The 23349-nt window shown below is 62.8% G+C and carries 23 protein-coding genes and 1 pseudogene; 18 read left to right on the plus strand and 6 right to left on the minus strand.

Going from position 1 to position 23349, the window contains the following annotated elements; all coding sequences use genetic code 11:
- Positions 1–9 precede the first annotated feature (9 nt).
- Together HAV21_RS02615 and HAV21_RS02620 are read right to left on the minus strand one after the other, a co-directional pair.
- Positions 10–636 (minus strand): isochorismatase family protein, encoded by a 627-nt coding sequence (locus HAV21_RS02615; RefSeq protein ID WP_142938673.1) that lies wholly within the window; start codon positions 634–636, stop codon positions 10–12.
- Positions 636–1964, minus strand: coding sequence for a nicotinate phosphoribosyltransferase (locus HAV21_RS02620; RefSeq protein WP_142938674.1), 1329 nt, complete (start codon positions 1962–1964; stop codon positions 636–638). Before HAV21_RS02620 ends, HAV21_RS02615 begins: the two co-directional genes overlap by 1 nt.
- 37 nt (positions 1965–2001) lie before the next feature.
- On the opposite strand from HAV21_RS02620, the gene clpS reads away from it, so the two are divergent.
- The 6 genes from clpS to rdgB all read left to right on the plus strand — a co-directional run bounded on the left by clpS (position 2002) and on the right by rdgB (position 6335).
- Positions 2002–2364, plus strand: coding sequence for an ATP-dependent Clp protease adapter ClpS (clpS, locus tag HAV21_RS02625; RefSeq protein WP_024817261.1), 363 nt, complete (start codon positions 2002–2004; stop codon positions 2362–2364).
- A complete protein-coding gene (locus HAV21_RS02630; protein WP_166840219.1) occupies positions 2357–2923 on the plus strand; it encodes a DUF2017 domain-containing protein in 567 nt (188 codons plus the stop codon). The genes clpS and HAV21_RS02630 overlap by 8 nt, the downstream gene beginning before the upstream one ends.
- Positions 2924–2987: 64 nt before the next feature.
- Positions 2988–4058: a glutamate racemase gene (gene murI / locus HAV21_RS02635; protein WP_166840221.1), complete on the plus strand. Its 1071-nt coding sequence runs from the start codon at positions 2988–2990 to the stop codon at positions 4056–4058.
- Positions 4055–4852 (plus strand): MBL fold metallo-hydrolase, encoded by a 798-nt coding sequence (locus HAV21_RS02640; RefSeq protein WP_142938677.1) that lies wholly within the window; start codon positions 4055–4057, stop codon positions 4850–4852. Before murI ends, HAV21_RS02640 begins: the two co-directional genes overlap by 4 nt.
- 65 nt (positions 4853–4917) lie before the next feature.
- Complete coding sequence (gene rph / locus HAV21_RS02645) at positions 4918–5676, plus strand: ribonuclease PH (protein WP_011775233.1); 759 nt, start codon at positions 4918–4920, stop codon at positions 5674–5676.
- The gene (rdgB, locus tag HAV21_RS02650) at positions 5673–6335 is read left to right on the plus strand and encodes an RdgB/HAM1 family non-canonical purine NTP pyrophosphatase (RefSeq protein ID WP_166840223.1); all 663 of its coding nucleotides are present in this window, start codon (positions 5673–5675) and stop codon (positions 6333–6335) included. The genes rph and rdgB overlap by 4 nt, the downstream gene beginning before the upstream one ends.
- A gap of 68 nt (positions 6336–6403) precedes the next feature.
- Here the strand turns inward: rdgB and HAV21_RS02655 are convergent, their stop codons facing one another.
- Complete coding sequence (locus HAV21_RS02655) at positions 6404–7165, minus strand: VTT domain-containing protein (protein ID WP_347877610.1); 762 nt, start codon at positions 7163–7165, stop codon at positions 6404–6406.
- A gap of 130 nt (positions 7166–7295) precedes the next feature.
- Between HAV21_RS02655 and HAV21_RS02660 the strand changes: the two genes are divergently transcribed.
- From HAV21_RS02660 to HAV21_RS02680, 5 genes are all read left to right on the plus strand, one after another.
- Positions 7296–7697, plus strand: coding sequence for a GntR family transcriptional regulator (locus HAV21_RS02660; RefSeq protein WP_208095788.1), 402 nt, complete (start codon positions 7296–7298; stop codon positions 7695–7697).
- Complete coding sequence (locus tag HAV21_RS02665; RefSeq protein WP_142938681.1) at positions 7694–8632, plus strand: ABC transporter ATP-binding protein; 939 nt, start codon at positions 7694–7696, stop codon at positions 8630–8632. The genes HAV21_RS02660 and HAV21_RS02665 overlap by 4 nt, the downstream gene beginning before the upstream one ends.
- Entirely contained in the window at positions 8629–9315 is a 687-nt protein-coding gene (locus HAV21_RS02670; protein ID WP_166840229.1) for a hypothetical protein, read from the plus strand. Before HAV21_RS02665 ends, HAV21_RS02670 begins: the two co-directional genes overlap by 4 nt.
- 96 nt (positions 9316–9411) lie before the next feature.
- Positions 9412–10422: an exonuclease domain-containing protein gene (locus HAV21_RS02675; protein WP_166840231.1), complete on the plus strand. Its 1011-nt coding sequence runs from the start codon at positions 9412–9414 to the stop codon at positions 10420–10422.
- Positions 10423–10500: 78 nt separating this feature from the next.
- The gene (locus HAV21_RS02680; RefSeq protein ID WP_166840233.1) at positions 10501–11088 is read left to right on the plus strand and encodes a DUF4395 domain-containing protein; all 588 of its coding nucleotides are present in this window, start codon (positions 10501–10503) and stop codon (positions 11086–11088) included.
- Positions 11089–11095: 7 nt separating this feature from the next.
- Here the strand turns inward: HAV21_RS02680 and HAV21_RS02685 are convergent, their stop codons facing one another.
- Entirely contained in the window at positions 11096–12166 is a 1071-nt protein-coding gene (locus HAV21_RS02685) for an ADP-ribosylglycohydrolase family protein (RefSeq protein ID WP_166840235.1), read from the minus strand.
- A 77-nt stretch (positions 12167–12243) separates the two neighbouring features.
- Between HAV21_RS02685 and HAV21_RS02690 the strand changes: the two genes are divergently transcribed.
- The 6 genes from HAV21_RS02690 to HAV21_RS02715 all read left to right on the plus strand — a co-directional run bounded on the left by HAV21_RS02690 (position 12244) and on the right by HAV21_RS02715 (position 19815).
- Entirely contained in the window at positions 12244–12603 is a 360-nt protein-coding gene (locus HAV21_RS02690) for a DUF202 domain-containing protein (RefSeq protein WP_284705199.1), read from the plus strand.
- Positions 12604–12605: 2 nt separating this feature from the next.
- Positions 12606–12950 carry a DUF202 domain-containing protein gene (locus HAV21_RS02695; RefSeq protein WP_142938686.1) on the plus strand — a complete coding sequence of 115 codons (345 nt, stop codon included), beginning with the start codon at positions 12606–12608 and terminating at the stop codon, positions 12948–12950.
- A 160-nt stretch (positions 12951–13110) separates the two neighbouring features.
- Entirely contained in the window at positions 13111–14043 is a 933-nt protein-coding gene (locus HAV21_RS02700) for an aquaporin (protein ID WP_166840237.1), read from the plus strand.
- 68 nt (positions 14044–14111) lie between these two features.
- The gene (locus HAV21_RS02705) at positions 14112–15302 is read left to right on the plus strand and encodes an exonuclease SbcCD subunit D (protein WP_166840239.1); all 1191 of its coding nucleotides are present in this window, start codon (positions 14112–14114) and stop codon (positions 15300–15302) included.
- Positions 15299–18349 (plus strand): SMC family ATPase, encoded by a 3051-nt coding sequence (locus tag HAV21_RS02710; RefSeq protein WP_166840240.1) that lies wholly within the window; start codon positions 15299–15301, stop codon positions 18347–18349. The genes HAV21_RS02705 and HAV21_RS02710 overlap by 4 nt, the downstream gene beginning before the upstream one ends.
- An 86-nt stretch (positions 18350–18435) precedes the next feature.
- Positions 18436–19815 carry an MFS transporter gene (locus HAV21_RS02715; RefSeq protein ID WP_166840242.1) on the plus strand — a complete coding sequence of 460 codons (1380 nt, stop codon included), beginning with the start codon at positions 18436–18438 and terminating at the stop codon, positions 19813–19815.
- A gap of 3 nt (positions 19816–19818) precedes the next feature.
- Here the strand turns inward: HAV21_RS02715 and HAV21_RS02720 are convergent, their stop codons facing one another.
- Positions 19819–20793, minus strand: coding sequence for a helix-turn-helix domain-containing protein (locus HAV21_RS02720; RefSeq protein WP_142938691.1), 975 nt, complete (start codon positions 20791–20793; stop codon positions 19819–19821).
- A 235-nt stretch (positions 20794–21028) separates the two neighbouring features.
- Between HAV21_RS02720 and HAV21_RS02725 the strand changes: the two are divergent.
- Positions 21029–22503, plus strand: a pseudogene (locus HAV21_RS02725) (APC family permease).
- A 7-nt stretch (positions 22504–22510) separates the two neighbouring features.
- Here the strand turns inward: HAV21_RS02725 and HAV21_RS02730 are convergent.
- Entirely contained in the window at positions 22511–23257 is a 747-nt protein-coding gene (locus HAV21_RS02730; protein ID WP_142938706.1) for an IclR family transcriptional regulator, read from the minus strand.
- Between the last annotated feature and the right edge of the window lie 92 nt (positions 23258–23349).

The raw sequence follows: 23349 nt of genomic DNA on the forward strand, positions 1-23349 counted from the left end.
ATTCACGAATCAGTCGCGTTCGACTTCCACTCCGGCGGCTTCCATTTCGTCATAGGCATCGCTGAGGTCATCGGCGATTCCTGCCGTGAGCCCGGCAATCACCGTGGTGGTGTATCCGGCCTGTACCGCATCCAGCGCCGTAGCCTTCACGCAGTAGTCCGTGGCAAGTCCTACCACCACCACTTCCTCGACGTCGTGGCTTTGGAGCCAATCGTCGAGTCCGATCGCGTCTTCGTCGAGGACCTCCACCGTGGCTGCTCCGGCTTTGAGGTCGCCGGTGGGGACGTCGTCTTCAGGAGCCAGGACGCCCTCGAAGCCGGAGTAGGCCGCGGTGAATTGACCTTTCCGGAAGTAGGCATGGATGTACTCGGGATCCAGGTCTTCGTGTAGCTCGGCACCTTTACTCCTGGCCCTGCAATGCGGAGGCCAGGAATCCACCATGTCCGGGTTATCTGAGAAGTGGTCGCCGGGCTCGACGTGCCAATCCTGAGTGGCCACGATGTGATCGAAATGCTGTTGGTTGGCGTCCATGTATTCGGTGATGGCACTTGCAACGGCGGCGCCACCTTCAACAGCAAGCGTTCCGCCCTCGCAGAAGTCATTTTGAACATCGACGATAATCAGGGCCCTGGACATCAGTTCTCCTCGTAGATGGTGGGAATGGCAGCTTCGCCTCGCTGGAGTCGGTTCACGACGGCGGGCAGCTCGGCCATGGTGGCAGCGTGCCGTTCCCGGGCGCGGATGACACCTTCGGGTCCGGTCCACCCGGGCAACACCTCACCGTTCTTGACGAACTGGTGAAGCAGTTCGCGGTCGTTGCCGTCATCTTCGGGGCGGTGGCCGATCCCCACGACTTCCTGGGTGGCCCGCCCGCGCTCGTTGAGCTTCCGCAGGGCGTATTTGCGACCTCCGACGCTTGCCTTGTTCTTGGCGGCCTTGGCTACCGAGATGAACTCGCCGGCATCGTTGGTGCGGCTGACGAGTTTGTAGACCATGCTGGCCGTCGGAGCACCGGATCCGGTGACCAACGACGTTCCAACACCGTAGGAGTCCACCGGGGCGGACTGCAGGGCGGCGATGGCGAATTCGTCGAGGTCGGAGGTGACCACAATGCGGGTGTTGACGTTGCCGAGGTCATCAAGAAGTTGCCGGACCCACTGTGCTTGCGCAATGAGGTCGCCGGAGTCCAGCCGGACGGCGCCGAGTTTATCGCCGGCCAGCTCGACGGCGGTACGCACCGCGGTCTCGACGTCGTAAGTGTCTACCAAGAGGGATGTACCGGGGCCGAACGCTGCGATCTGTGCCTCGAATGCTTCACGCTCGGTGTCATGAAGGAGCGTAAAGGAGTGCGCTGCCGTGCCGACGGTCCTGATACCGTACCGCCGTCCGGCTTCGAGGTTGGACGTGCTGGCGAAGCCGGCAATCACGGCGGCGCGGGCTGCCGCCGTCGCCGATTCCTCCTGGGTGCGCCGGGAACCCATCTCGATGCAAGGGCGTGTGCCGGCTGCCGAGGTCATCCTCGAGGCTGCCGAAGCAATGGCGCTGTCGTGATTGAGGACCGACAGGATGAAGGTTTCCAGGATGCAGGCTTCGGCGAACGTGGATTCGACAATGAGGATGGGGGAGTTGGGGAAGTAGGCGTCACCTTCGGCGTAGCCCCAGATGTCGCCGCTGAACTTGTAGTCGGCCAGGTAGTCCAGGGTCTCCTGGTTGACCACTTTGTTTTGCTCAAGGAATGCGAGCTCGGCGTCGCCGAACCGGAAGTCCGCTATGCCCTCCAAAAGGCGTCCCGTGCCGCCTACCACGCCATACCGGCGGCCATCCGGCAGTCGCCGGGCGAATGCTTCGAACACCGAGCGGCGGTGCGCGGCGCCCGAGTGCAGGGCTGCCTGAAGCATGGTCAGTTCGTAGTGGTCTGTGTACAAGGAAGTTGCGGGGTGGTCCCACGACGAGGCTCTACTCACGAATTCACTCTAGTGCGAGCCGCCCTAGAATGGACAGATGAGCCCTAGCGTTGCGTACGGCACGGACATCGATGAGCGGACCAAAGCTGCAGAGCAGTCCTCCACCGATGTCCTGACAGCCCCTGATATCCCGTGGAACCTTGTGATCTGGAATGATCCCGTGAATCTGATGAGCTACGTGAGCTTTGTGTTCCAGAGTTACTTCGGCTACTCCGAATCCAAAGCCCACAAGCTCATGATGGAGGTCCATAAGAAGGGCCGGTCCATTGTTGCCCATGGCAGCAAGGAACAAGTGGAGCAGCATGCCGTAGCCATGCACGGCTTTGGCTTGTGGGCCACGGTTGAAAAGGCCGCGAGCGGCAACGAGACACCCGGGAAGGGCGGCCGCCAGCGTGGCTAAGGCATTCAAGTACGGACTCAAGGGCATCAGCGGATACCTGGAGCCCGCGGAGCGTGACCTCCTGCGGGGATTGCTGGACGACGTCATTTCCATGCTGGAGTCGGACGCCCGGGAGAACGAGGATCCGCTGGCTGCGCTGATCGGCCTGGATATGGACGTCCAGCAGCCCAGCGACCGCGCCCTGCTGCGTCTCTTGCCGAACGTCATGAAGGACGACGACGACGGCTCGCTGGAATTCCGCCAACTCACCGAACGCTCTGTCCGGGAAAACAAAATCGGTGCCCTGAGGGCTGCGGCTTTGGGCCTGGACAAGAACGAGCTCGTTTTGACCCCCGAGGACGCGACCCGCTGGTCCATGGCGCTGAACGATGTCCGGCTCGTGCTGGCCGAACGCCTGGATATTCGCGATGAAGCCGATGCCGAGCACATCCACAGCATGCAGGACTGGAGCCAGGCAGAGGACGTGGAGAGCTACCTGGCCCTCGTCTACAACTTCGCCACCTGGCTTCAGGAGTCTTTGGTGCAGGCGATGATGGCTGCACGACAGGCGAAATCCTGATCCGGGTGGCGGGATGCTCCTCACACCGTGTGACACATCAGACACGAGGCGGAGAGCACAGGTAATGGCCGCACACCACGGGAAGCCTTATTCTCGAATAATTATGACTTCAGATTCGGGCTCACCCATCGGCGCGTTGGGCAGTAATGCCCCCATTGGCAATGGGGAACTCCTAGGGACACGTCCGATCGGCATCTTTGATTCAGGCGTGGGTGGGCTGACTGTCGCACGGTCCATCATTGACCAGCTCCCCAACGAATCAATCCTTTACGTGGGCGATACCGCTAATGGCCCCTACGGTCCGCTGCCTATTGCCGAAGTTCGCGCGAACGCGCTGGGCGTCATGGACGAGCTCGTGGATTCGGGCGTTAAGTTGCTGACGATTGCGTGCAACTCAGCCTCCGCCGCGGTGCTCCGCGATGCCAGGGAACGCTATACCGCCCGTTATGGCATCCCGGTGATCGAAGTGATCCAGCCGGCAGTCCGGCGCGCTGTCTCGGCCACCCGTTCCGGCAAGATTGGTGTTATTGGAACCTCGGCCACCGTGGGTTCGAGAGCCTATGAGGACACTTTTGCTGCCGCCCCGGACCTTAGCATCACGTCCGTGGCCTGCCCGGCATTCGTGGAGTTCGTGGAAGCCGGAATCACCACGGGCCCCGAGCTCCTGGCTGCTGCCAATGAGTACCTCGAGCCCCTCAGAGTCGCCGGAGTGGACACTGTTGTCCTTGGCTGCACCCACTACCCGCTGCTGACTGGTGTCATTTCATTCGTCATGGGGGAGGACGTCACGCTGGTTTCCAGTGCCGAGGAGACGGCCAAAGACGTCTACCGCGCGTTGGCCAACCACGGCATTCAGCGGACAGAGACGCGGGCACCGAGCCACGAATTCATAGCTACCGGTGATGCTACCCAATTCGAGACTCTGGCCCGCCGCTTCCTGGGGCCGGAAGTCCTCTCCGTAAAGCATGTGGACCACGTCGCGGCCCAGTACCCCACAGGCAGCCTGGCTCGAATAACTCCCGAGATGCTCGAAGCAGCACGGTCCGGATCCGGGCTCTCCCGCCGCTCGTACTTCGTCCAGCCCGATGAGACGCTCAGTCGCGGCACCGGAACAACCATGGGACGTGACCTGTGAAGCTGACCATCGTGGGCTGCACGGGCTCGTTCCCCGGCCCTGGCTCGCCGGCGTCGTGCTATCTGGTGACAGCGCACGACGGTGAGCGCGAGTGGAAGATCGTGATGGACCTGGGCAGCGGAGCTTTGGGTGCCATCCAGCGCTATACGGATCTGGAAGACATCGACGCGATCTTCCTCACGCACTTGCATCCTGATCACTGCATGGACCTCTGCGGCCTTCACGTCGCGGTTCGTTGGAAGCCGGGCGGCTGGGGCAGGGATCGCCTGCCGGTGTGGGGACCTGCAGCCACCGCGGACAGGATGGCCACCGCCTATGGGCTGGATCTCGATCCCGGCATGCACGAGGAATTCGACTTTACCAACTGGACCGAGCTCAAGCCGGTGACGGTGGGTCCCTTCACCGTGACCCCTTTCGCCGTCAACCACCCCGTTGAAGAGGCCTATGCCTTGCGCGTCACCGCTACGGAACCGGGCAAGGACGGCCTTCCCGTCACCAAGGTCCTGACCTATTCGGGGGATACGGATTCCTGCCAGGGACTCGAGGACGCCGCGAGGGGCTCGGACTTGTTCCTGTGCGAGGCGGCATTCGAGGAAGGCAGGGATGACGGCATCAAGGACGTCCACCTCACGGGCAAGCGTGCAGGTGAGGCTGCCATGAATGCCGGTGCCAAGCGACTCCTCCTCACGCACATCCCTGTATGGACCTCGCAGACCAAGGTGTTGTCCGAAGCTAAACCGGTCTTCACCGGTGACGTGGCAGTGGCGGTTGCCGGAGTCCACTACACGATCTAGCCTCACACCATGTTCAGCCCTACCCGGCGTCGGGGTGGTGCCGTCAGCTTGGCTAAGCTTGAACCATGACTTCTGAAGCTACAGCCACTCCCGTCATCCGCGCCGATGGCCGGACCCCCGATCAACTGCGACCCATCAGCATCACCCGCGGCTGGTCGAAGCAGGCCGAGGGCTCGGCACTGATCGAATTCGGCAACACCCGGGTTCTGTGCACCGCTTCCCTGACTGAAGGTGTGCCCCGTTGGCTCAAGGGCGAAGGCCGCGGATGGGTCACGGCCGAGTACGCCATGCTGCCGCGCGCCACAAACACCCGTTCGGACCGGGAATCCGTCAAGGGCAAGATCGGTGGGCGCACGCATGAGATCTCGCGCCTCATTGGCCGCTCGTTGCGCTCCATCATCGACACCAAGGCACTGGGCGAAAACACGATCGTTCTGGACTGTGATGTCCTGCAGGCCGACGGTGGCACACGCACCGCCGCGATCACCGGCGCATACGTGGCGCTGGCGGAAGCTATCCGCTTTGCCCGGGAGAACAAGCTCATTGCCCGCAACGCGGAGCCCCTGGTGGACACCATTGCGGCAGTGTCCGTGGGCATCATTGACGGCGTTCCCATGCTGGATCTGCCGTATGTGGAAGACGTTCGCGCGGAGACGGACATGAATGTTGTGGTGACCGGTTCGGGGAAGTTCGTGGAAGTTCAGGGCACTGCGGAAGGCGCTCCGTTCGATCGCGACGAGCTCAACGCCCTGTTGGACCTCGCACTGCTGGGCACCACCCAGTTGTCCGCCATCCAGCGCGAGACGCTGGCCGAAGCCCCGTGAGCAGCGCACAGGCCTCCGGGGCTCCACGCCTCGTCCTGGCAACACACAACAAGGGCAAGCTGAAGGAACTCCGGGAACTGTTGCGGGGCCAGGTACCAGGTCTCGACGTCGACACCCAAGTGGTGGACGCCGCTGCGGCAGGTGCCCCGGATGTTGCCGAAACCGGTGTCACCTTTGCTGAGAATTCCCTCCTCAAGGCCAGAGCGGTGGCGGAGGCGACCGGCCTGGTAGCCATCGCCGACGATTCGGGATTGGCCGTTGATGTCCTGGGCGGGGCTCCGGGTATTTTCTCGGCGCGATGGTCCGGCACGCATGGTGATGACATCGGCAACCTGAACTTGTTGCTGGCACAGCTCTCCGATGTTCCGGACGCTTTCCGCTCAGCTGCGTTTGTATGCGCTGCTGCATTGGCGGTGCCGGGTCCGGACGGCATTGCCCACGAGACGGTGGAGTACGGCCAGTTGGAAGGGACGTTGCTGCGTGAACCCCGTGGCGAAGGTGGCTTCGGCTATGACCCCATACTGCAGCCGGCCGGGATGGACCGCAGCTGTGCGGAATTGAGCTCGGAGGAGAAGAACGCCATCAGCCACCGTGGACAGGCGTTCCGTTCACTGCTTCCCGCGATCGTCGCGGCGTTGTCCGGGCCCAACGCTACGTAGCTTCTTCCCCTACGCGAAAAGGCACCCCGCTGCTGCGGGGTGCCTTTTGTGTTCAGGGTTCAGGGAGCTTAGTGCTCGCTGTGCTTGCCGCCCTCGTGTTCCTCGATGAATTCCTCCACAGGGTCCGTGCCTTCGGCAGCGGCCCGGCGCTTGGCCATGAATCCACGCCCGATCTCAATGAAGATCGGGATGACTGAGATCAGGACGATGACGATGAAGATGATGTCGATGTTGTTTCCAACCCACTCAAACTGGCCAAGCCATGCGCCGAGCAGGGTAACGCCGCCGCCCCACAGGACGGCACCGATGACATTGAAGAGGAAGAACTTACGCTTGTCCATCTGAGCCACGCCCACGATCACCGGCACGAACGTGCGGATGATGGGCACGAAGCGCGCCAGAATCAAGGCCTTGCCGCCGTGCTTTTCGAAGAATGCGTGGGCGCTCTCCACGTTTTCCTTCTTGAAAAGCCTGGAATCCGGCTTATTAAAGATGGCAGGGCCGGCCTTGGACCCAATGAGATAGCCGGTCTGGTTGCCAATGATCGCGGCCACGATGATCATGCCGCACATGGCCCAAAGATTGAACTCGATGGCACCCGTGGAGACCAGGAGTCCCGCCGTGAACAGCATCGAGTCGCCGGGAAGGAAGAACCCCACCAGGAGGCCCGTTTCTGCGAACACAATGGCGCAGACCAAAAGGACCACCCACGGCCCCAGGGGTGAATCACGGAGGAAGACGTCGGGGTTCAACCAGTCCGGCAGGAACGAAGCCATAGGCGGCTGTACCGGGCCCGCGCCCCCGAAAGTGGATACGGCAAGGTCGCTTATCGCAGAGAAGATCACCCATCAAGCCTACTTGACGGCCGTCGTCGTATTTTTCCCGGGGACCTCTTGACACTAGGTTTGTCAGTTGTATGGTTAGTTACATGAGTAATGAACCAATGAGGCGGTGGAGCTCATGATCGATGACAGCAAGCCGATCTTCATGCAGATCGCCGAACTCATCGAGAACGGCATCGTGGACGGCACCATGGCAGAGGAATCCCAGGTGCCCTCCACCAATGAGTTCGCGGCCTTCCACCGCATCAACCCGGCAACCGCCGCCAAAGGCGTGAACGTGCTGGTGGATTCGGGAATTCTCTACAAACGCAGGGGGATAGGGATGTTCGTCGCCACAGGAGCCCGCGCCCAGCTGATAGCGCGCCGCACCGAAGAGTTTGTTGAGCAGTACGTCAAGCCGCTGGCAGTGGAGGCCCGGAAGCTGGGCATTTCGGCAGAGCAGCTGAACACCATGATCGAACGCAATTCCGGGCTGGCCCCGGACACCGGGACAGACAAGGAAAGGAGCGCGGCCCTGTGAACGAGACCATCATCGAGGCCCGTCATCTGGTCAAGCATTACAAGGAACTCAACGCGCTGGACAACGTCAATCTGAGCCTGACGGCCAACCGCATCTACGGATTGCTTGGGCGCAACGGCGCAGGTAAGACCACCTTGATGTCCATTCTGACCGCGCAGGCCTTTGCCACGTCCGGTGAAGCGCTCGTCTTCGGCGCCAGCGCCTACGAGAACGACGCCGTGTTGTCCCGGATCTGCTTCATCCGGGAATCGCAGAAGTATCCTGAGGACTTCCATCCGCAGCACGCCTTCCGCTCCGCCGCACTTTTCTACAAGAACTGGGACCAGGACTTCGCTGACCGCCTGGCAGAAGATTTCCAGCTTCCCCTCAAGCGAAGGATCAAGAAACTCTCCCGCGGCCAGTTGTCCGCGGTGGGAGTCATCATCGGCCTCGCCTCGCGCGCCGAGCTGACGTTCTTCGATGAGCCCTACCTCGGCCTTGACGCCGTGGCCCGCCAACTGTTCTACGACCGCCTCGTGGAAGATTATGCAGAACACCCGCGGACCATCATCCTGTCCTCCCACCTGATCGACGAGGTAGCGAACCTCCTGGAACATGTTGTGGTCATTGACAGGGGACGGATCATTATGGACGCCGACGCCGAAGAAATCCGGGGTTCGGCTGTGACTGTCTCGGGCTCCGCCGAAAAGGTGGACACGTTCCTGGCCGGCCGGAAGATCCTGCATCGCGAAACCCTCGGTTCCCTGGCATCAGTGACTGTGGATGAGGCGCTGGGCAGCCGCGATCGTGCCGAAGCGCAGGAGTTGGGCCTGGAGCTCTCGCCCGTCTCCCTGCAGCAGCTGGTAGTCCGCAAGACCATGGCGGGACCGGGAGCCACCGGAGCCGCGTCAAAAACAAACGATTTCGCCGATGACACGTTGGAGGCAAGGCGATGAGCAGGACCGTAGCAGTTGCCCGGATGCAGCTGATCAACAAGTGGACATACATCGGATGGCCCTTGACCATCCTGGCGGCATCGTTCCTGATGTCGATCGCCATCTTCGCGCTGATCCCAGTCACCGAAGGAAAAAACGGTGGCGGAAGCCAGGCACCCCTGTGGTACTTCCTGGTCCTCGGCATCCAAAGCATGACCTTGGTCTTCCCGTTTTCGCAGGGTCTGAGCATCAGCCGGAGGGCCTTCTACCTGGGGACCCTGGGCCTGTTCTCCCTCATTGCCCTGGGGATGACGGCGCTTTACCTGATCGGTGGCGTCATTGAGAAGGCAACCACCGGCTGGGGAGTATATGGGTACTTCTTCAACATTCCATGGGTAACCGAGGGCCCCTGGTACTCCACCGCAGCATTCTTCTTCGTGGTCATGATGTTCATGTTCATCGTCGGATTCTGGTTCGCCACCATTTTCAAGCGCTGGGGAACCACAGGCACCCTCATCTCAACCCTGGGCACGGGGTTGGTCCTGATTGGCCTGGCAGCTTTGGCAACATTGGCCGAATGGTGGGGGTACGTAGGGAACTGGTTTGCCCAACAGTCGCCCCTGAGCATCAGCGGATGGACGGCGCTCCTTTGCGTAGTCCTCGCAGCAGGTTCCTATGCAACCCTGCGCAGGGCCACTCCATAGAGGCCCAAATGTCACGTTGACCACAATGCAGGCCGGAAGGGCCGCCCCGCCGTGCAAATCGGCAAGGGCGGCCTTTTTCGGCTGTAATCTTGTCCAGTGGCATTGGACTTTACGGCGATCGACTTTGAAACAGCCAACGGCTTCCGGGGGTCGCCGTGTTCGGTGGGCCTCAGCAAAGTCCGTGGCGGCGTCGTGGTGGAGGAAGCCTCCTGGCTCATGCGCCCGCCGGAGAACCATGATCATTTCGAGTTCCACAACACCCGAATCCACGGGATCCGTGCCGAAGACGTGGCGGGGCGCCCCCGCTTCGGTGAACTCTTCCCGGAAATCGGCGCCTTCATTGGCAACGACGTACTCGCCGCCCACAATGCAGCCTTCGACCTCGGCGTGATTCGCTCAGGACTGGAAGTCTCCGGCCTTGCCGGACCCGCTTACGACTATGTGTGCACGGTCATGCTCTCCCGCCGCTGCTATTCACTGGTTTCAAATTCCCTCCCTTACGCCGCCGAGGAAGCCGGGGTTCCCTTGGTCAACCACCACGACGCCGCGGAAGATGCCCGCGCTTGCGCCGGCATTCTGGTGGACATTGCCAGGCGGAACAACGCCAACAGCATCGCCGAACTCTACCTTTCCCTCGGCCTGAATCTGCCACAGCAACCCGCCTTCGATCCCGCGCGTGGCCTCTCCAAGGCGACCATGTCCGCGCTCGCGGCACGGACCGGAAGCGCCGCCGAACGCACGGTCGAACGCGCACTGGGCGTTGCAGGAAGCTTCCAGGCCTGGCCGGAGGAGGGGCCCAACCCGTTGCCCAACCCTTCCGCGGAACCCGGACATCCGCTTTTCGGGCAGACCGTGGTGTTCACGGGCGACCTCGCCATCACCAGGCCGGAGGCGAAGTCACGGGCCGCGGACATGGGAGCACGTCCCGAAAGCCGGGTAACAGCGCGGACTACTGTGCTGATAGTTGGTGACGGTTTCGTGGCGGGTGACTTGCGCGCAGGCCGCCTCACAGGCAAGGCCAAGCGCGTCCTGGAGCTGCACGCCAAGGGCCAGCAAATCGAGGTTGTCTCCGAAGGTGAATTCCTGCAGATGGTGGGCGGCGCATAGCTTCCAACCACGCGGTCAGCAGTTCATACTGCGCAACAAAGCTATCCGCTGGGAGAGCCGCACTCCTAGCCTTGGGGCATGGCCAAACCAGTCCTTCCCCAAGCACCCGCTCGCCAGCCTGCCGCTGCGGCTACTTCTGCTGGCGCTGCTACTTCTGCCGGCGCTGCTCAACGCGGCGGGGTGGACTGGCGGGCAGTTTTTGCTTTCCCCAACCCGGTTAACGAATACGCCGCCCGGATCACGGCCGGCTTGGTGGTGGCGGTGGCCGTCGCCACCCTCCTGACCGGCTGGGCTTGGGGGCTGGTGGCTCTGGCTGTGGGCTTCTGGCTCCGTGTGCTGTTCGGTCCGCGGATCTCCCCGCTCGCACTTCTGTCAGTGAAGGTGTTGGCACCCCGGCTTGGACACGCCAAGCTCGTTGCCGGTCCACCAAAGCGTTTCGCGCAAGGCATCGGTGCCGCCTTGACGAGTGCCGCCGTCGTGCTGTTTTTCACCGGTTTCCAGCCCGCCGCCTGGATCCTGCTGACGCTGCTGATCGTGGCGGCTTCGCTGGAAGCATTCGTGGGCTTCTGCCTCGGATGCGCGATCTTTGGCTTCCTGCAGCGCCGTGGCTTTATCCCTGAGGACGTGTGCGAAGCCTGCAACAACGTCACGCTCCGCAAGGCGTAGCCACTACCTACCCGGTGGTGACGGCAAGCAATCTGTCCGCCATGCCGCGAATGACTTCCGGGGCCTCCAGGGCCTCCAGCCAATCGGCCGGCAAGCATGCCAGACCATAGTACGCGCCCAGGATGTTCCCGGTAATGGACCCTGTGGAGTCACTGTCGCCACTGTGATTGATGGCCACGGCGATTGCGTTGCGGAAGTGCTCTGCCGGCGTGCCGCCTTTGGTTGCCAGCACCGCGTAAAGCCCGACGGCGAGCGCTTCCTCGGCGATCCAACCCTCACCAAGTGCTGTGGTCAGTTCTTCCGGGTCCAGAGGGGCGGGCCGCAGGGACAACTGCAAGGCTCCTTCAAGACGCTCCGCCAGTTCGGGTGCTTTGGTAGGAACGGCGTTGACGTAGTTGAGCGCCTCGGTTGCTGCGGTGCGGACGTCCATACCGGCCACGACGTTGTGGATCAGCAGGCTGAAGGCGGCTGCGCTGAGCCGTGCTGAAGGGTGTCCGTGCGTCAACGACGCGGCGTCCGAACTGAGCTTGTACACGGCTTCGCGTGAAATGTGGGGGATTAGTCCAAACGGGGCTGAACGCATCACGGTGCCACACCCTTTGGAGTCGGCATTGACCGGACGGGCCACCGTTCCCATAGTGCCCGTTGCCAAACCGCTGAGGCAGGCGTTACCGGGTGCGCGGCGGTGGCGCAGGACCTCCTGGGCATCGATCCACCGCGGTTGCGGCACGGGAGCGGCGGAGTCAACAGCAACGTCCTGGGTGGCGAGCCAACGCAGGTAGGCAAGCCATAGGCAGGCGATCTCGTCCGCAGCTACGCCATCGTTGGCCCATTCGAGTGCTTCCACCAGGCCGTCAACGGTGTACAGCGTCATTTGCGTGTCGTCCGAGAAGTGGCTGGCGCCGTCGAGCTGACCGAAAGTCCTCAGGCCCTCGGAACCATACCGTGCGCGGATCGCGGCGATGGAGTCGAACTCCACTGCGTAGCCAAGCGAATCACCCAGTGCCCCTCCCAACAGTGACCCATGGACACGGGACTCGAAGGATGGATCAGCGGGCGATTTAGGTTCAACACTCATGCCAGTAACTTACCGTGCCGTGAGGCCCCGCTGGTATGGTGGGGAAGCTGCCCGGCACTGACAAAACTTGGAGAGACATGGCGCGTGAACCTCAGTGGCGACGGACAGGCAGGACACCCGACTACAGGTTTTCTCTCGCCAACGAACGTACTTTCCTCGCATGGATCCGCACATCCTTGGCACTGCTTGCCGGGGCGGTTGCCGTAGACCAGTTGGCCCCGAACATCGCGCCCACCCCGGTGCGGCTGGTTCTTTGTGTTTTGCTTGCCTTGGTTGGTGCGGGGTTGGCGGCACTTTCGTATCGTCGTTGGGGTCAGATGGAAGCGGCGATGCGCAATGATCAGGCGCTCCCTTTCTCCCGGGTCATGCTGTTCATGACCATCGTGGTTGCCGTGGCGGCCTTCGCTTTCGCGGTGCTGATTTTGGTGGCGCGGTAACTATGGAAGTCCGTGACCCCGGATTGCAGCCTGAGCGCACTATCTTGGCATGGCGCCGGACGCTGATCTCCCTGGTGGTGGTGGACTTGTTCATTTGGCGAAGCTGGCTGACGTCTGAGCCCTCAACCGGCCACCTCGTCGCGGGCCTTCCCGGGCTTGATTACCAAGGCATCTGCGCTCTCGTGGCGGCTGCAGCCACCATCGTGGTGGCGGCAGTGGTGTGGGTTCGCTCACGGCAACTCCACGCCGGCAACGGAGCTGCTTCGGCCCGGCTGGTCCGGGTCAGCATGTTGGCTGTGGTGGGGCTCGGTGCTACCGCGATCGCAGCGATCGCCTTGGGCGGATAAGCTCGGAGGCGGGATTCAGCTGGCGCCCAGACTCGGCTGACAAAATGCTCAGTGGCCTTGAGCTTGCATGACCCCTGCAGCGTCGGTGCCAAGCATCAGCGTCCGCCGCGACCGAAGCCGGCCATACCGGCATCCACACCAACCGAAGGACTCCTTGGACATGACCTCTCCTGTACAGGCCACACCTGAACCCCAACCGGGACTTGTTGCCCGGTTGTCGGCTGAAGCTTTGGGATCGATGTTCGTTGTGGTTGTCGCGGCGGGAGTCGGGATTTTCTCCAATCCTGGTGGTGCCCCCGTGCCTGTTGCTCTTGCAACCGGCCTTGCGGTGACAGTGGCCATGCTGGCCTTCGGCTATGTCTCGGGAGGCCACTTCAACCCTGTGATCACTGTGGGCAATCTGATAGCCGGTCGAGTCCGGGCCGTTGCGGCCTTGGGCTATGTAGCAGCGCAAATTATCGGCAGCGTGGTTGGTGCTGCCTTGATCTACTTTGTGGTGAGCACGGTGCCCGTCCTTACGGACGCGAGGGCCGCTTTTGACGTCGTTGCACCAGGTTATGGCGACCACGCTGCCGCCCAAACACAGCTCGCCGGGGTTCTGTTGGTCGAGGTCCTGGGTGCAGCTCTCATCGTGGCTGTGTTTCTTGGCGCGACCGCCGGCCGCCGCGCTGTTCCGGCTATGGCCCCCTTCGCCGTCGGCTTGGCTATGGCTGTCCTGCTCCAGCTTGGACAGGTACTGGGAAACCTTCCCTTCAACCCTGCGCGGGCAACAGCGCAGGCATTCTTCAGCTCGTCCTGGGCGCTTGAGGGTCTGTGGCTCTTCTGGGTGGCCCCGCTGATGGGCGCCGCGCTTGCAGGCCTTGCCTTCCGCGGCTTCCAAGGCTTCTCCACTACTGCCGTGGCGGCGCCTGGTGACGTTCAAGGCGGCAGCGATGGCGTCAACGACTCTTATGATGCCAACGATGAGCCGGACGAGGACACCGGGGCCAAGGACGCTGCTGCGGAAGCAGACGGTTCCCCTTCCCGCGCAGTGCCGGCCACGCCGGTCAATGATGACGCCCGGGACTTCTTCGACGGTAAAAAGGGCAAATGACCCTACGGGCTCGACGGCGGACGGCTCGCCTGCGCTTTATTGTCGGTGCCCCCGGTTAGCTTAAAAATATGCGGCTACTTCACACTTCCGATTGGCACCTTGGCCGGTCTTTCCACGGCGTTGGCATGCTCGATGCCCAGCGGAGCTTTGTGGACCAGTTGGTATCACTGGTGGAAGCCAAGTCCGTTGACGTCGTGCTGATTGCCGGGGACGTCTATGATCGTGCTTTGCCCGGATTGGATGTGGTCAAGCTGCTCGATGACGCACTGGTGCGCATCACGCAGGCAGGAGCCGCAGTGGTCCTGACCAGCGGCAACCACGACTCCGCGATCAGGCTGGGCTTCGCTTCCCGCTTGTTGGAACGCGGAGGAGTCCACCTCAGGACCAAGGTGGAGGAACTCGACGTACCGGTGCTTTTCCCGTTGGCAGACAAAGGGGCTGGCAAGGACGGCGTAGGGAACGGCCAGGTGGCGGTCTACGGCATCCCCTATCTGGAACCCCGGCTTGTGGCTGAACGGTTGGGAGCTGAGAACGCCAACCATTTTGATGTGACCCTGGCCGGAGTGGAACGGATCCGGCGTGATGTTCAGGCGCGTCGTGCATCAGGGCCGGTGTATCCGGTGGTCCTCGCGCATACCTTTGCCAGTGGGGGCATTACCTCGGAAAGCGAACGGGATCTGAGCATTGGCGGCTTGGGCGCGGTTCCCCTGGATCTCTTTGAAGACTTCGCCTACACAGCTTTAGGTCACCTCCATGGGCGGCAGGAGCTGGCACCCAATGTCCGGTACTCCGGTTCTCCCTTGGCCTACTCGTTCTCGGAAGCCAAACACCACAAGGGTGCCTGGCTGGTAGACCTCGACGCCAGCGGCGCGATCGCCGTTGAGGAGGTCCTGTGGGAGGCTCCCAAAGCGTTGGCCACCTTGCGCGGAACGCTGGAGGAGCTATTGGGCGGTGAAGAGCACGCGTGGGCAGAGACAGCCTATTGCCAGATCACGCTGACGGACGCGCAACGTCCTGGGCAGGCCATGGAGAAGGTGCGCACACGTTTCCCGGACACCTTGGTCCTCTCCTTCGATCCCCAAGGTGGTCAGTCACGGCCCTCCACCAGTTACAGCAACCGCCTCGCCGCCGCAGAAGACGACCTCGGTGTCTGCTGCGGTTTTCTGGAACATGTCCGGGAACGTGGTGCAAACGGTGCAGAAGAAGCTGCCCTGACGGAAGCACTTGAAGCCGTCCGGCTGCAGGAGGCTGAGCTATGAGGATTCATCGTTTGGACATCGAAGCTTTCGGTCCGTTTGCAACACCCCAACACATTGACTTTGACCAGCTCAGTGCGCAGGGCCTTTTCCTCCTTAACGGCGCCACAGGCGCCGGCAAGACCAGCATTCTGGATGCCATCTGCTTCGCCCTGTACGGGTCCGTTCCCGGCGCCCGCCAGGAAGGCAAACGGCTCCGAAGCGATCATGCTGCGCCGGGTGCTGAGCCGCGGGTGGTGTGTGAGTTCTCTGCGCGTGGCCGCCGTTTTGAAGTGACGCGCTCCCCGGCGTGGGACCGTCCAAGCGCCCGCGGCCGCAATGGATTCACTACCCAGCAGGCCAAGACCCTTCTCAGGGAACGCGTAGCCGGGAGCTGGGAGGAGAAGTCGTCCAGGAATGACGAGGTAGGGGCTGAGCTTTCGGACGTCCTGGGAATGGATAGGGAGCAGTTTACCCGTGTGGTGATGTTGCCACAGGGCGACTTTGCCGCTTTCCTGAGGTCCAAGGCCAACGACCGACTGGACCTGCTCCAAAAATTGTTCGGCACGCAGCGATTCGAAGCGGTGGAACGCCAGCTCCTGCAGCAAGCCGCCGATGCCGCCCGCGCTGTGCAGGACAATGCCTCCGAACTCCAGCAACTACTTGACCGGGTCGCATCTGAGCATGACCATCTGGATCTTCCTGCAGCTGCTACTCCGGCTGCCGACAAGGAGCCAAACCAGGAGCCGGGGCAAGAGCCAACGCCGGAACCAGGCAAGGAACCGGAAGCTTGGCTGGCCGTCATGGAGGCTGAAATTCACTCTGAATGGCAGCGTCGGCAGGACGAGGCAGCGGAGGCAGAATCAGCGGCCACCCGCCTGCTGGAACAATTCCACGAGGCTCAGGAGAGGTCGCTCAGACATGGTCGGCTGGGCGCTGCGATGCAACGGCGGGTGTTGCTTGAACTGGCAGCGCCCCGAGCGCTGGAGAACAAGGAGATGCTGGGCAGACACCGGGGTGCCGCCGTTCTCAGCGGCCAGCTCGAAGCTGTCGATTCGACGGCGCGCAAACTCGAAGCCGCCGCAGCGCGGGCTGCCGGTGTGCGCGGGAAGCTTGGTGCAGCTGGCCTGGACGCCGCTACTACGGATGTAGCTTTGGAAGCCGTTAAAGCCGTCTGCGCAGTGGTTGAGGCACGGCTGCCCGATGAACAACGTCTGGAAGTCATCACGGCACGTTTGGCAACCATGTGTGGTGATATCGCCGAACAGCAGGCCGCTGCCGGCGCTTCGGCCGATCTACTGGAACAGTTGCGCTCCGACGTGTCCACCGTGGAAGCAGAGATCCAGCCTCTGGAACCTTTGGCTAGCCAGCTCACGGAACTGGAGCGGGAGGCTGCTGGTGCCGCCGAGCTGGTAGGGATTGTGGCCCGCCACGCAACGGCCACCAACGAGTTGGACGGGATCACCCTGAAGCATCTTCAGGCTCGGACCGAATCGCAGGACCTCCGGCAGCAATGGCTTGATGTCCGTGAACTGCGTTTGGCCAACGCTGCGGGGGAGCTCGCTGCGGCGTTGGAAAGCGGTAAGCCGTGCGCCGTGTGCGGAAGTGAGGAACATCCCAACCCAGCCGAAGCCGTGCAAACGGCGCTCTCCCTCGCCCAGGAAGAGGAAGAAGCCAAGGATCGGTTTGAGGCCAGCGAAAAAGCCTTGGCGCTCCTCGCTGAGCAGCTCTCCTCCGCAGCGCAGGTGCTCGCCGGACTGGTGGCCCAGGGAGGTGCAGCGGATGCTGCTGAAGCAGAATCCAAGCGGGCGTCTGCCCAGGAGGCTGCCTCGACGGCTCGCAAGGCGGCGGTGACATTGGAGAAGCTTCGCGCCCGGCACGAGGCCCTCAGCAAGCGGATCGCCCTGGTGCAACAAGAACACGACGCTTCCGCGAACGCTGCGGCCCAGGGGTCTTCGGCAGCACAGCTGCTTCAGGAGCAGTGTGCTGCCCTTGAAGTAGAACTTGCCGGTTTGAAGGACGGCTTCCCCAGCCTTCGCGAGCGGCTGGAAGCACTCGTCGATGAGCGCGGGCTTCTGCAGGCGGCCGTGGATGCAGAGCGGGAACTGGAACAGGCACAACAAGCCTGCGAAGCCGCAGCCGCTTCCCTTGACAAAGCCTTGGTGGAATCCGGATTTGCTTCGGCTGACGAAGCCCGCCGGGAGATCCTCCCGCCCGCAGATGTGGTGGGCCTGGAAAAGGATCTGGCCGATTTCGAGGCCGAATCGTCCCGCTTGGATGAGCTGTTTGCCGGTGAGGACCTGATCCTTGCGGCCAAGGAAGCCAGCATCGGCGAACTCCCCTTGGCCGAAGCCGAGCTTGCCGAGGCGAAGCTTCTTGCTTCAAAGGCCGCCGATGACGCACGGGCCAAGGAATTGGCAGCCGGCCTTGCCGGCAAGTCAGCGGACGCTGTTGCCCGCCTGGGGAAGGAGTACCGGACCCTGGCCCAATCGGGAAGGGAACCTCGGCGCCGGGCACATATGCTCGCAGAATTGGCCGACACCGTAAGGGGCTCGGGTGATAACAACTACCGCATGAGTCTGAACACTTATGTCCTGGCGGCAAGGCTGGAACAGGTAGCCATTGCAGCCTCCGAGCGGCTCGTGGCCATGAGTGATGGCAGATACACCTTGCAGCATACGGACGCCAAGGCCGCCAGAGGCGCAAAGTCGGGCCTTGGGCTGGAAGTCGTGGATGAATGGACCGGTCAGCGGCGGGACACTTCCACGTTGTCGGGCGGTGAATCCTTCATGGCGTCATTATCCCTGGCGCTGGGCCTCGCCGATGTAGTGCAGCAGGAGGCCGGCGGAGTCGATATTGAGACGCTGTTTGTGGACGAGGGCTTCGGCAGCCTGGATGAGCAATCCCTGGAGCAAGTGATGGACGCCCTTGAGGGACTGCGCGACGGCGGCAGGGTAGTTGGCCTTGTCAGTCACGTCGCGGAGATGAAGCAACGGATCACCAACCAGCTGCAGGTGATCAAGGGCAGGCATGGTTCCAGCGTGCGGATTGCCGACGCTGTACCGGTCTGAGGCGTATCCGATAGACTTAACCCGTTACACAGGGTCGCGCGCATCGGGAGGAGGGACGATGCGCATCCTTTAGCGAACCCGGATTGATGGAAAAAACTTCTGTAACGTCACAGCCTGCACCCCAGGCTCCCTCCCGCCCCTCCCGCCTGCCGGGCCGTTTCGCTCGGCTGCCTGAACTGGCGGGACCTGGTTTCCTGCCCTTGGGGCTCTTCGCCAGGCTACCCTTGGCCATGCTGACCGTGGGCACCCTGACCTTGGTCACAGCCGTCAGCCACTCCTACGCCATCGGCGGCATGGCAGCCGGAGCCGTCGGTATCGGCTCGGCGGTGGGGGCTCCCGTCCTGGGCTCCCTGGCCGACAGAGCCGGGCAACGGATCGTGCTGCTTGTGGCGGCAGTGGTCAACACCCTTGCTGTAGTGGGGCTCCTTGCTGCTGCGTACCTCACTACCGGTTACGGTTCCGGGGGCGAGGCGGCTGGTGTCCTCATTGTGGCCTTTCTCGCTGGCGCCAGTTGTCCCCAGGTGGGGCCCATGGCCCGTGTTCGGTGGATGGCGCTGACCACCCGTAATTTGTCCCCGGCTGCAGCAAACGGGGCCAGAAGCGTAGCAGCCAACCGGGCCGACCTTGATACCGCTCTGTCCTATGAAGGCACCGCTGACGAGGTCACTTTTGTCCTGGGCCCCGCCTTGGTGGGTGTTCTTGCCAGCTTGGTGGCACCCTGGTTGCCGCTCGCTTTGGCCGCTGTCATGACCATCACCCTGGTTCCGGCCTTCGCCGTCCATCCAAGCCAACACGCGGTGGTGCCCGCACCCCGCAAGCCGCGTACCGGCGTCGCGCCTTCCAATGGACAAGCCTGTATTGGCGAGCACTCCGCCCAAGTCCCTGCGCAGCGGCGTCATCGTTGGGCCGGAGCCGTGGTGGCCGTTCCCGTGGTGGCCATGGTGTGCATGGGTACGTTCTTTGGAGCTACCCAGAACGCGCTGAGTGCCTTCTCGGCGCAGTACGCTACGGCCGAGATCGCCGGACTGCTGTATGCAGTGATGGGGCTTAGTTCAGCTGTGGCGGCGCTGTCTGTAGCTTTCTGGCCGCAACGGTTCAGTCTGGCTTCCCGTTGGGTCGCCGCAGCGCTGGCGATGTCCGTTTTGTCGCTCCTGTTGCTTCTCCCTGCTGGTATTTGGCCCATGATCTTTGTCCTGCTGATACTAGGAATCCCCGTGGGGCCAGTGATGGTCACCGTCTTCAGCATCGGCGGCGTGGTGGCTCCAGCCGGTCGCATGGCCACTGTGATGACGGCGCTCGCCAGCGGAATCGTGGCAGGAACAGCGTTGGGCTCCTACCTGGCCGGGCAATTGGCGCAAACGCAGGGGCCGGGCGCAGCCTTTGTCGTCTCGATGGCGGCTGCAGCGGGGCTGTTGCTGCTGGGTGTCCTCACATCCTTGGTGATGAAGCGCCCACCTCAGGGGTAACCGCTATGCGGCACTGCGGTAGCCGGTGGGAGAGTTCCCGAAAGCTGCGCGGAAGATGCGGCTGAAATGGGCGGCATCGGTGAACCCCCACCGCGCCGCGATGGCTGTTACAGGTCGATCGGCCAGCACAGGATCTCTAAGGTCCCGCCGGCACCGTTCCAGTCGCCGTTGCCTGATGGAGGAGGCTACCGTGGTCCCGATTTCCTGGAAGAGGTCGTGCAGATGCCGCGTTGAGATGTAGTGGGCCGCGGCAATGCTTCCGGGGGAGAGTCCGGGATCACCGAGGTTGGCCTCGATGTAGTCGTGAATGCGGCCAAGCAGCAGCAGATGCGGATCCCTGCCCGTCTCGATCAGTTGATCGAGCTCACCGTTGAAAAGTGTAGTGACCAGGTCCAAGGCGTTGTGGACCAACCGGAGTCCATTGGCCCCGGAGAGGGCCTCAAGGTTGTCGGCCAGTTTCACCAGGAAGGGGCTGATGAGCTCGCCCAGGCCCTCATCGCCCGGAATTCGCAAGGCTGTCACATGTCCCATGGCTTCGGCGGGCAAGTCCAACAAAACGTGCGGGAACATGAGCACCAACGTGCGGAAGTCGTCGTCGAAGGTTAATTGATACGGACGCGAGGTGTCGTAGATGGAGAGGTCCCCGGGGCGGAGCACGGCCTCGCGCTCGTCCTGAACCAGGCGGCCCGATCCACCGAGCTGGATGCTGAGTTTGAAAAAGCGCCCCGTGGACTTGGCAATCAGCTCCGGCGTGCGAAGCACAGTGTGAGGCCCGGCTGTAATCTCCACCACGGAGATCTGCCCCAGCACTCGTGCCCTCATCATGCCGTGGAAGTCAGTGCCCGGGAAGGAAGAGCTGTTGGGGCCCGTAGCCAGCAGGGGCACGAAAGAGCTGGAGATTGCTTTGCTCCACTCCTGGAACGACTCCGCCACAATGGTTTCCACAGTTGCGGGGCCCATATCAGCCGCGACGGTCATCAAACTCCTTTTCAGTGGCCCGCGGCGCCGGTGCCACTGGGGCAGGGAATGCCGGGTTTGCGGGCGTGAGCTTGCCCACGATTGTACACCGGCGCCTGCGTGGGCTCGTGCTTGCGTGCAGCGACAAACACCCTGCCGTGTGAGACAAGTCACGCGACGCCGCTGCGGTGGAAGATTGCGGAATGACACACACCGTGCCGCGCAATCTCCAGCGGCACCGAGGCAGGAGCACACTATGAGCGTGGACAACCCCGTCAAGGGCAGCGCCCCCGGAGCCGTAAGCACCAAGGGTCGGCTCGGCGTACCGGCAGTAACCTTCATGATTATCGCGGCCTCGGCGCCGCTGACCGTGCTGGCGGGCGGCGTGACCACCACTTTCGCGGTCACCGGGGTCACCGGCGTGCCGTTGTCATTCTTGATCCTTGGTGCAATTCTGGCGCTTTTCGCCGTGGGATACGCCGCCATGAGCCGGCACGTCACCAACGCAGGAGCGTTTTACGCATACATTGCGCAGGGCATCTCAAGACCAGCCGGGGTGGGCGCGTCACTGATCGCCCTCATGGCATACAACCTGATGCAAGTGGGCATCTACGGGCTGTTCGGCTTTACGGTCTCGTCACTGCTGTCCGCCCGCCTTGGTATCAGCATGCCGTGGTGGCTCCCCGTGCTGGTGTGCATCGCGATCGTCGGATGGCTGGGGGTGAACAGGGTGGACCTGTCCGCTAAAGTCCTTGGCGTCCTGGTGGCACTGGAGTTCCTGGTGGTCATTGTGTACGACGTCATCAGCCTCGCGGTGGCTCCAGAAGGTATCAGCGCTGCAACTCTAAGCCCCGAAAGCCTGTTCGTTCCCGGTATCGGAGCGGTACTCTCCTTCGGCATCGCCGCTTTCATGGGATTCGAATCCGCCGCTATTTATGGTGAAGAGTCCAAGGACCCGCAACGCACGGTCGCAAGGGCAACGTTTGCTGCGGTTGGCATCATCGCTGTCTTCTATGCAGTCTCTGCCTGGGCCATGACTGTGGGAACGGGACCGTCCGCCGTGATTGAGACTGCCACCACCAATGGCCCGGACATGATCTTCGCCTTCCTGGGCGACCACGGTGGCGTGTTGCTCAGCGACATCGCCCAGGTCCTCTTTGTCACCAGCCTCTTCGCCGCACTCGTTAGCTTCCACAACGCGGTGGCCCGCTATTTTTTCTCCCTGGGTCGCGAGCGTGTCCTGCCGTCTGCGCTGGCGAAGGTGCGGACCGAAAGCGGGGCGCCGTTCGCCGGTTCGCTGGCGCAGACGGTGATTGCCGTCGTCGTAACCGTCGCCTTTGCCATTGCCGGTGCGGGTTCCGAACTGGGCGAGCTGTACCCCGTGCTGACCATGTTCACATGGCTCACCAACAGCGGCGCCATGGGGCTCGTGCTGCTCATGACCGTAGTGTCCGTGGCGGTGATCGGGTTCTTCCGCCGGCAGCAGCACGGGGCGGGCGTGTGGGTCAGGGTGATCGCTCCCGGCCTGGGGTTCGTGCTTCTGGCTATCGTCTTTGTGCTCATCATGGCCAACTTCAACGTCTTGCTGGGGCAGACCGAGTCAACGGCGGCGACGTTCGTCCTCCCGATGCTGGTGCTCTGCCTGGGCTGGTTGGCGTCATGTGGGGATTGCGGCTCCGGCGCTCGCAGCCTGACGTCTACGCCCGGATCGGCCATGGCTCGGAGGGCTAACGCAGCGTCAGGCCAGCTGGCTTTCGATTCGGGCAGCACTGTCAGCGAGCGCTTTGCCGACTTCGTCGGGGTCCTGATCCAAGCGGATATAGACGACGGCGATCGCTGCCGGCCGCCCGCCCGGGACCCTAATGGGGGCGGCAATGGAGGACAATCCTGCAATGACTTCGTCGTGGCTGGTGGCGTACCCCAGGCGGCGGGCTTCGTGGGCTTCGGCGCGGTAGGGGTTCGGAGCGCCTACCTGCTGCCAGCGCTCTTCGGTCATGGTTGATTGGATGGCGATCCCGGGGGCGCCGGTGGCGATGGGGTGGCGGTTGCCCGGGTGCTGGGCCAGGGCGGCGCCGGAGTGCCGCGGTTCAACGGTGACAAGGTTGACACACTCCTGGTGGTCCCACACTGCGACGAAGGCGGTCATATGCAGCGTGTTGGCAAGTTGGGTGAGCTCGGGCAGCGCCGCAGTTTGCAGGCTTCTTGAAACACCGCGGGCCAGGACGGACAGGCCCGGGCCGGGTTGAACGCGCCCGGAGTCGTCGCGCACCAGCAGCGAGTGGTCTTCCAGCGTCCGCAGGATCCGGTAGGCCACGGAACGGTGTACGCCAAGGGCCTCGGTGAGTTCGGCGATGCTGAGGGGCCTTTCGGCGGCCGCCAGAATCTCCAGCGCGCGGATTCCGCGTGAGAGGGTTTGCGACGGCGGAGCTTGCGTTGGTGCTTCCGTTGGGCCCTTGACGTCGCTGCGGGGGTTCATGCGAACCATTCTATGGTGGCCCACACCGCAGGGGTCTGTGCTTTGGCTCACAGGTTGTAGTATTCTTTCCTAACTGACCGTTCTGTCGGTTAATGCAAGTC

Origin of the sequence: Paenarthrobacter sp. MSM-2-10-13 (genome assembly GCF_011605365.1) — a bacterium.
Classification (GTDB): domain Bacteria; phylum Actinomycetota; class Actinomycetes; order Actinomycetales; family Micrococcaceae; genus Arthrobacter.

Excerpts from the sequence above, each read along its gene's own strand:
- HAV21_RS02615 (WP_142938673.1), bottom strand. The coding sequence starts at position 636 with ATGTCCAGGGCCCTGATTATCGTCGATGTTCAAAATGACTTCTGCGAG.
- rph (WP_011775233.1), top strand. The coding sequence starts at position 4,918 with ATGACTTCTGAAGCTACAGCCACTCCCGTCATCCGCGCCGATGGCCGG.
- HAV21_RS02715 (WP_166840242.1), top strand. The coding sequence starts at position 18,436 with ATGGAAAAAACTTCTGTAACGTCACAGCCTGCACCCCAGGCTCCCTCC.
- murI (WP_166840221.1), top strand. The coding sequence starts at position 2,988 with ATGGCCGCACACCACGGGAAGCCTTATTCTCGAATAATTATGACTTCA.
- HAV21_RS02670 (WP_166840229.1), top strand. The coding sequence starts at position 8,629 with ATGAGCAGGACCGTAGCAGTTGCCCGGATGCAGCTGATCAACAAGTGG.
- HAV21_RS02695 (WP_142938686.1), top strand. The coding sequence starts at position 12,606 with ATGGAAGTCCGTGACCCCGGATTGCAGCCTGAGCGCACTATCTTGGCA.
- HAV21_RS02720 (WP_142938691.1), bottom strand. The coding sequence starts at position 20,793 with ATGACCGTCGCGGCTGATATGGGCCCCGCAACTGTGGAAACCATTGTG.
- HAV21_RS02730 (WP_142938706.1), bottom strand. The coding sequence starts at position 23,257 with ATGGTTCGCATGAACCCCCGCAGCGACGTCAAGGGCCCAACGGAAGCA.
- HAV21_RS02660 (WP_208095788.1), top strand. The coding sequence starts at position 7,296 with ATGATCGATGACAGCAAGCCGATCTTCATGCAGATCGCCGAACTCATC.
- HAV21_RS02700 (WP_166840237.1), top strand. The coding sequence starts at position 13,111 with ATGACCTCTCCTGTACAGGCCACACCTGAACCCCAACCGGGACTTGTT.
- HAV21_RS02680 (WP_166840233.1), top strand. The coding sequence starts at position 10,501 with ATGGCCAAACCAGTCCTTCCCCAAGCACCCGCTCGCCAGCCTGCCGCT.
- HAV21_RS02685 (WP_166840235.1), bottom strand. The coding sequence starts at position 12,166 with ATGAGTGTTGAACCTAAATCGCCCGCTGATCCATCCTTCGAGTCCCGT.
- HAV21_RS02710 (WP_166840240.1), top strand. The coding sequence starts at position 15,299 with ATGAGGATTCATCGTTTGGACATCGAAGCTTTCGGTCCGTTTGCAACA.
- clpS (WP_024817261.1), top strand. The coding sequence starts at position 2,002 with ATGAGCCCTAGCGTTGCGTACGGCACGGACATCGATGAGCGGACCAAA.
- HAV21_RS02705 (WP_166840239.1), top strand. The coding sequence starts at position 14,112 with ATGCGGCTACTTCACACTTCCGATTGGCACCTTGGCCGGTCTTTCCAC.
- HAV21_RS02690 (WP_284705199.1), top strand. The coding sequence starts at position 12,244 with ATGGCGCGTGAACCTCAGTGGCGACGGACAGGCAGGACACCCGACTAC.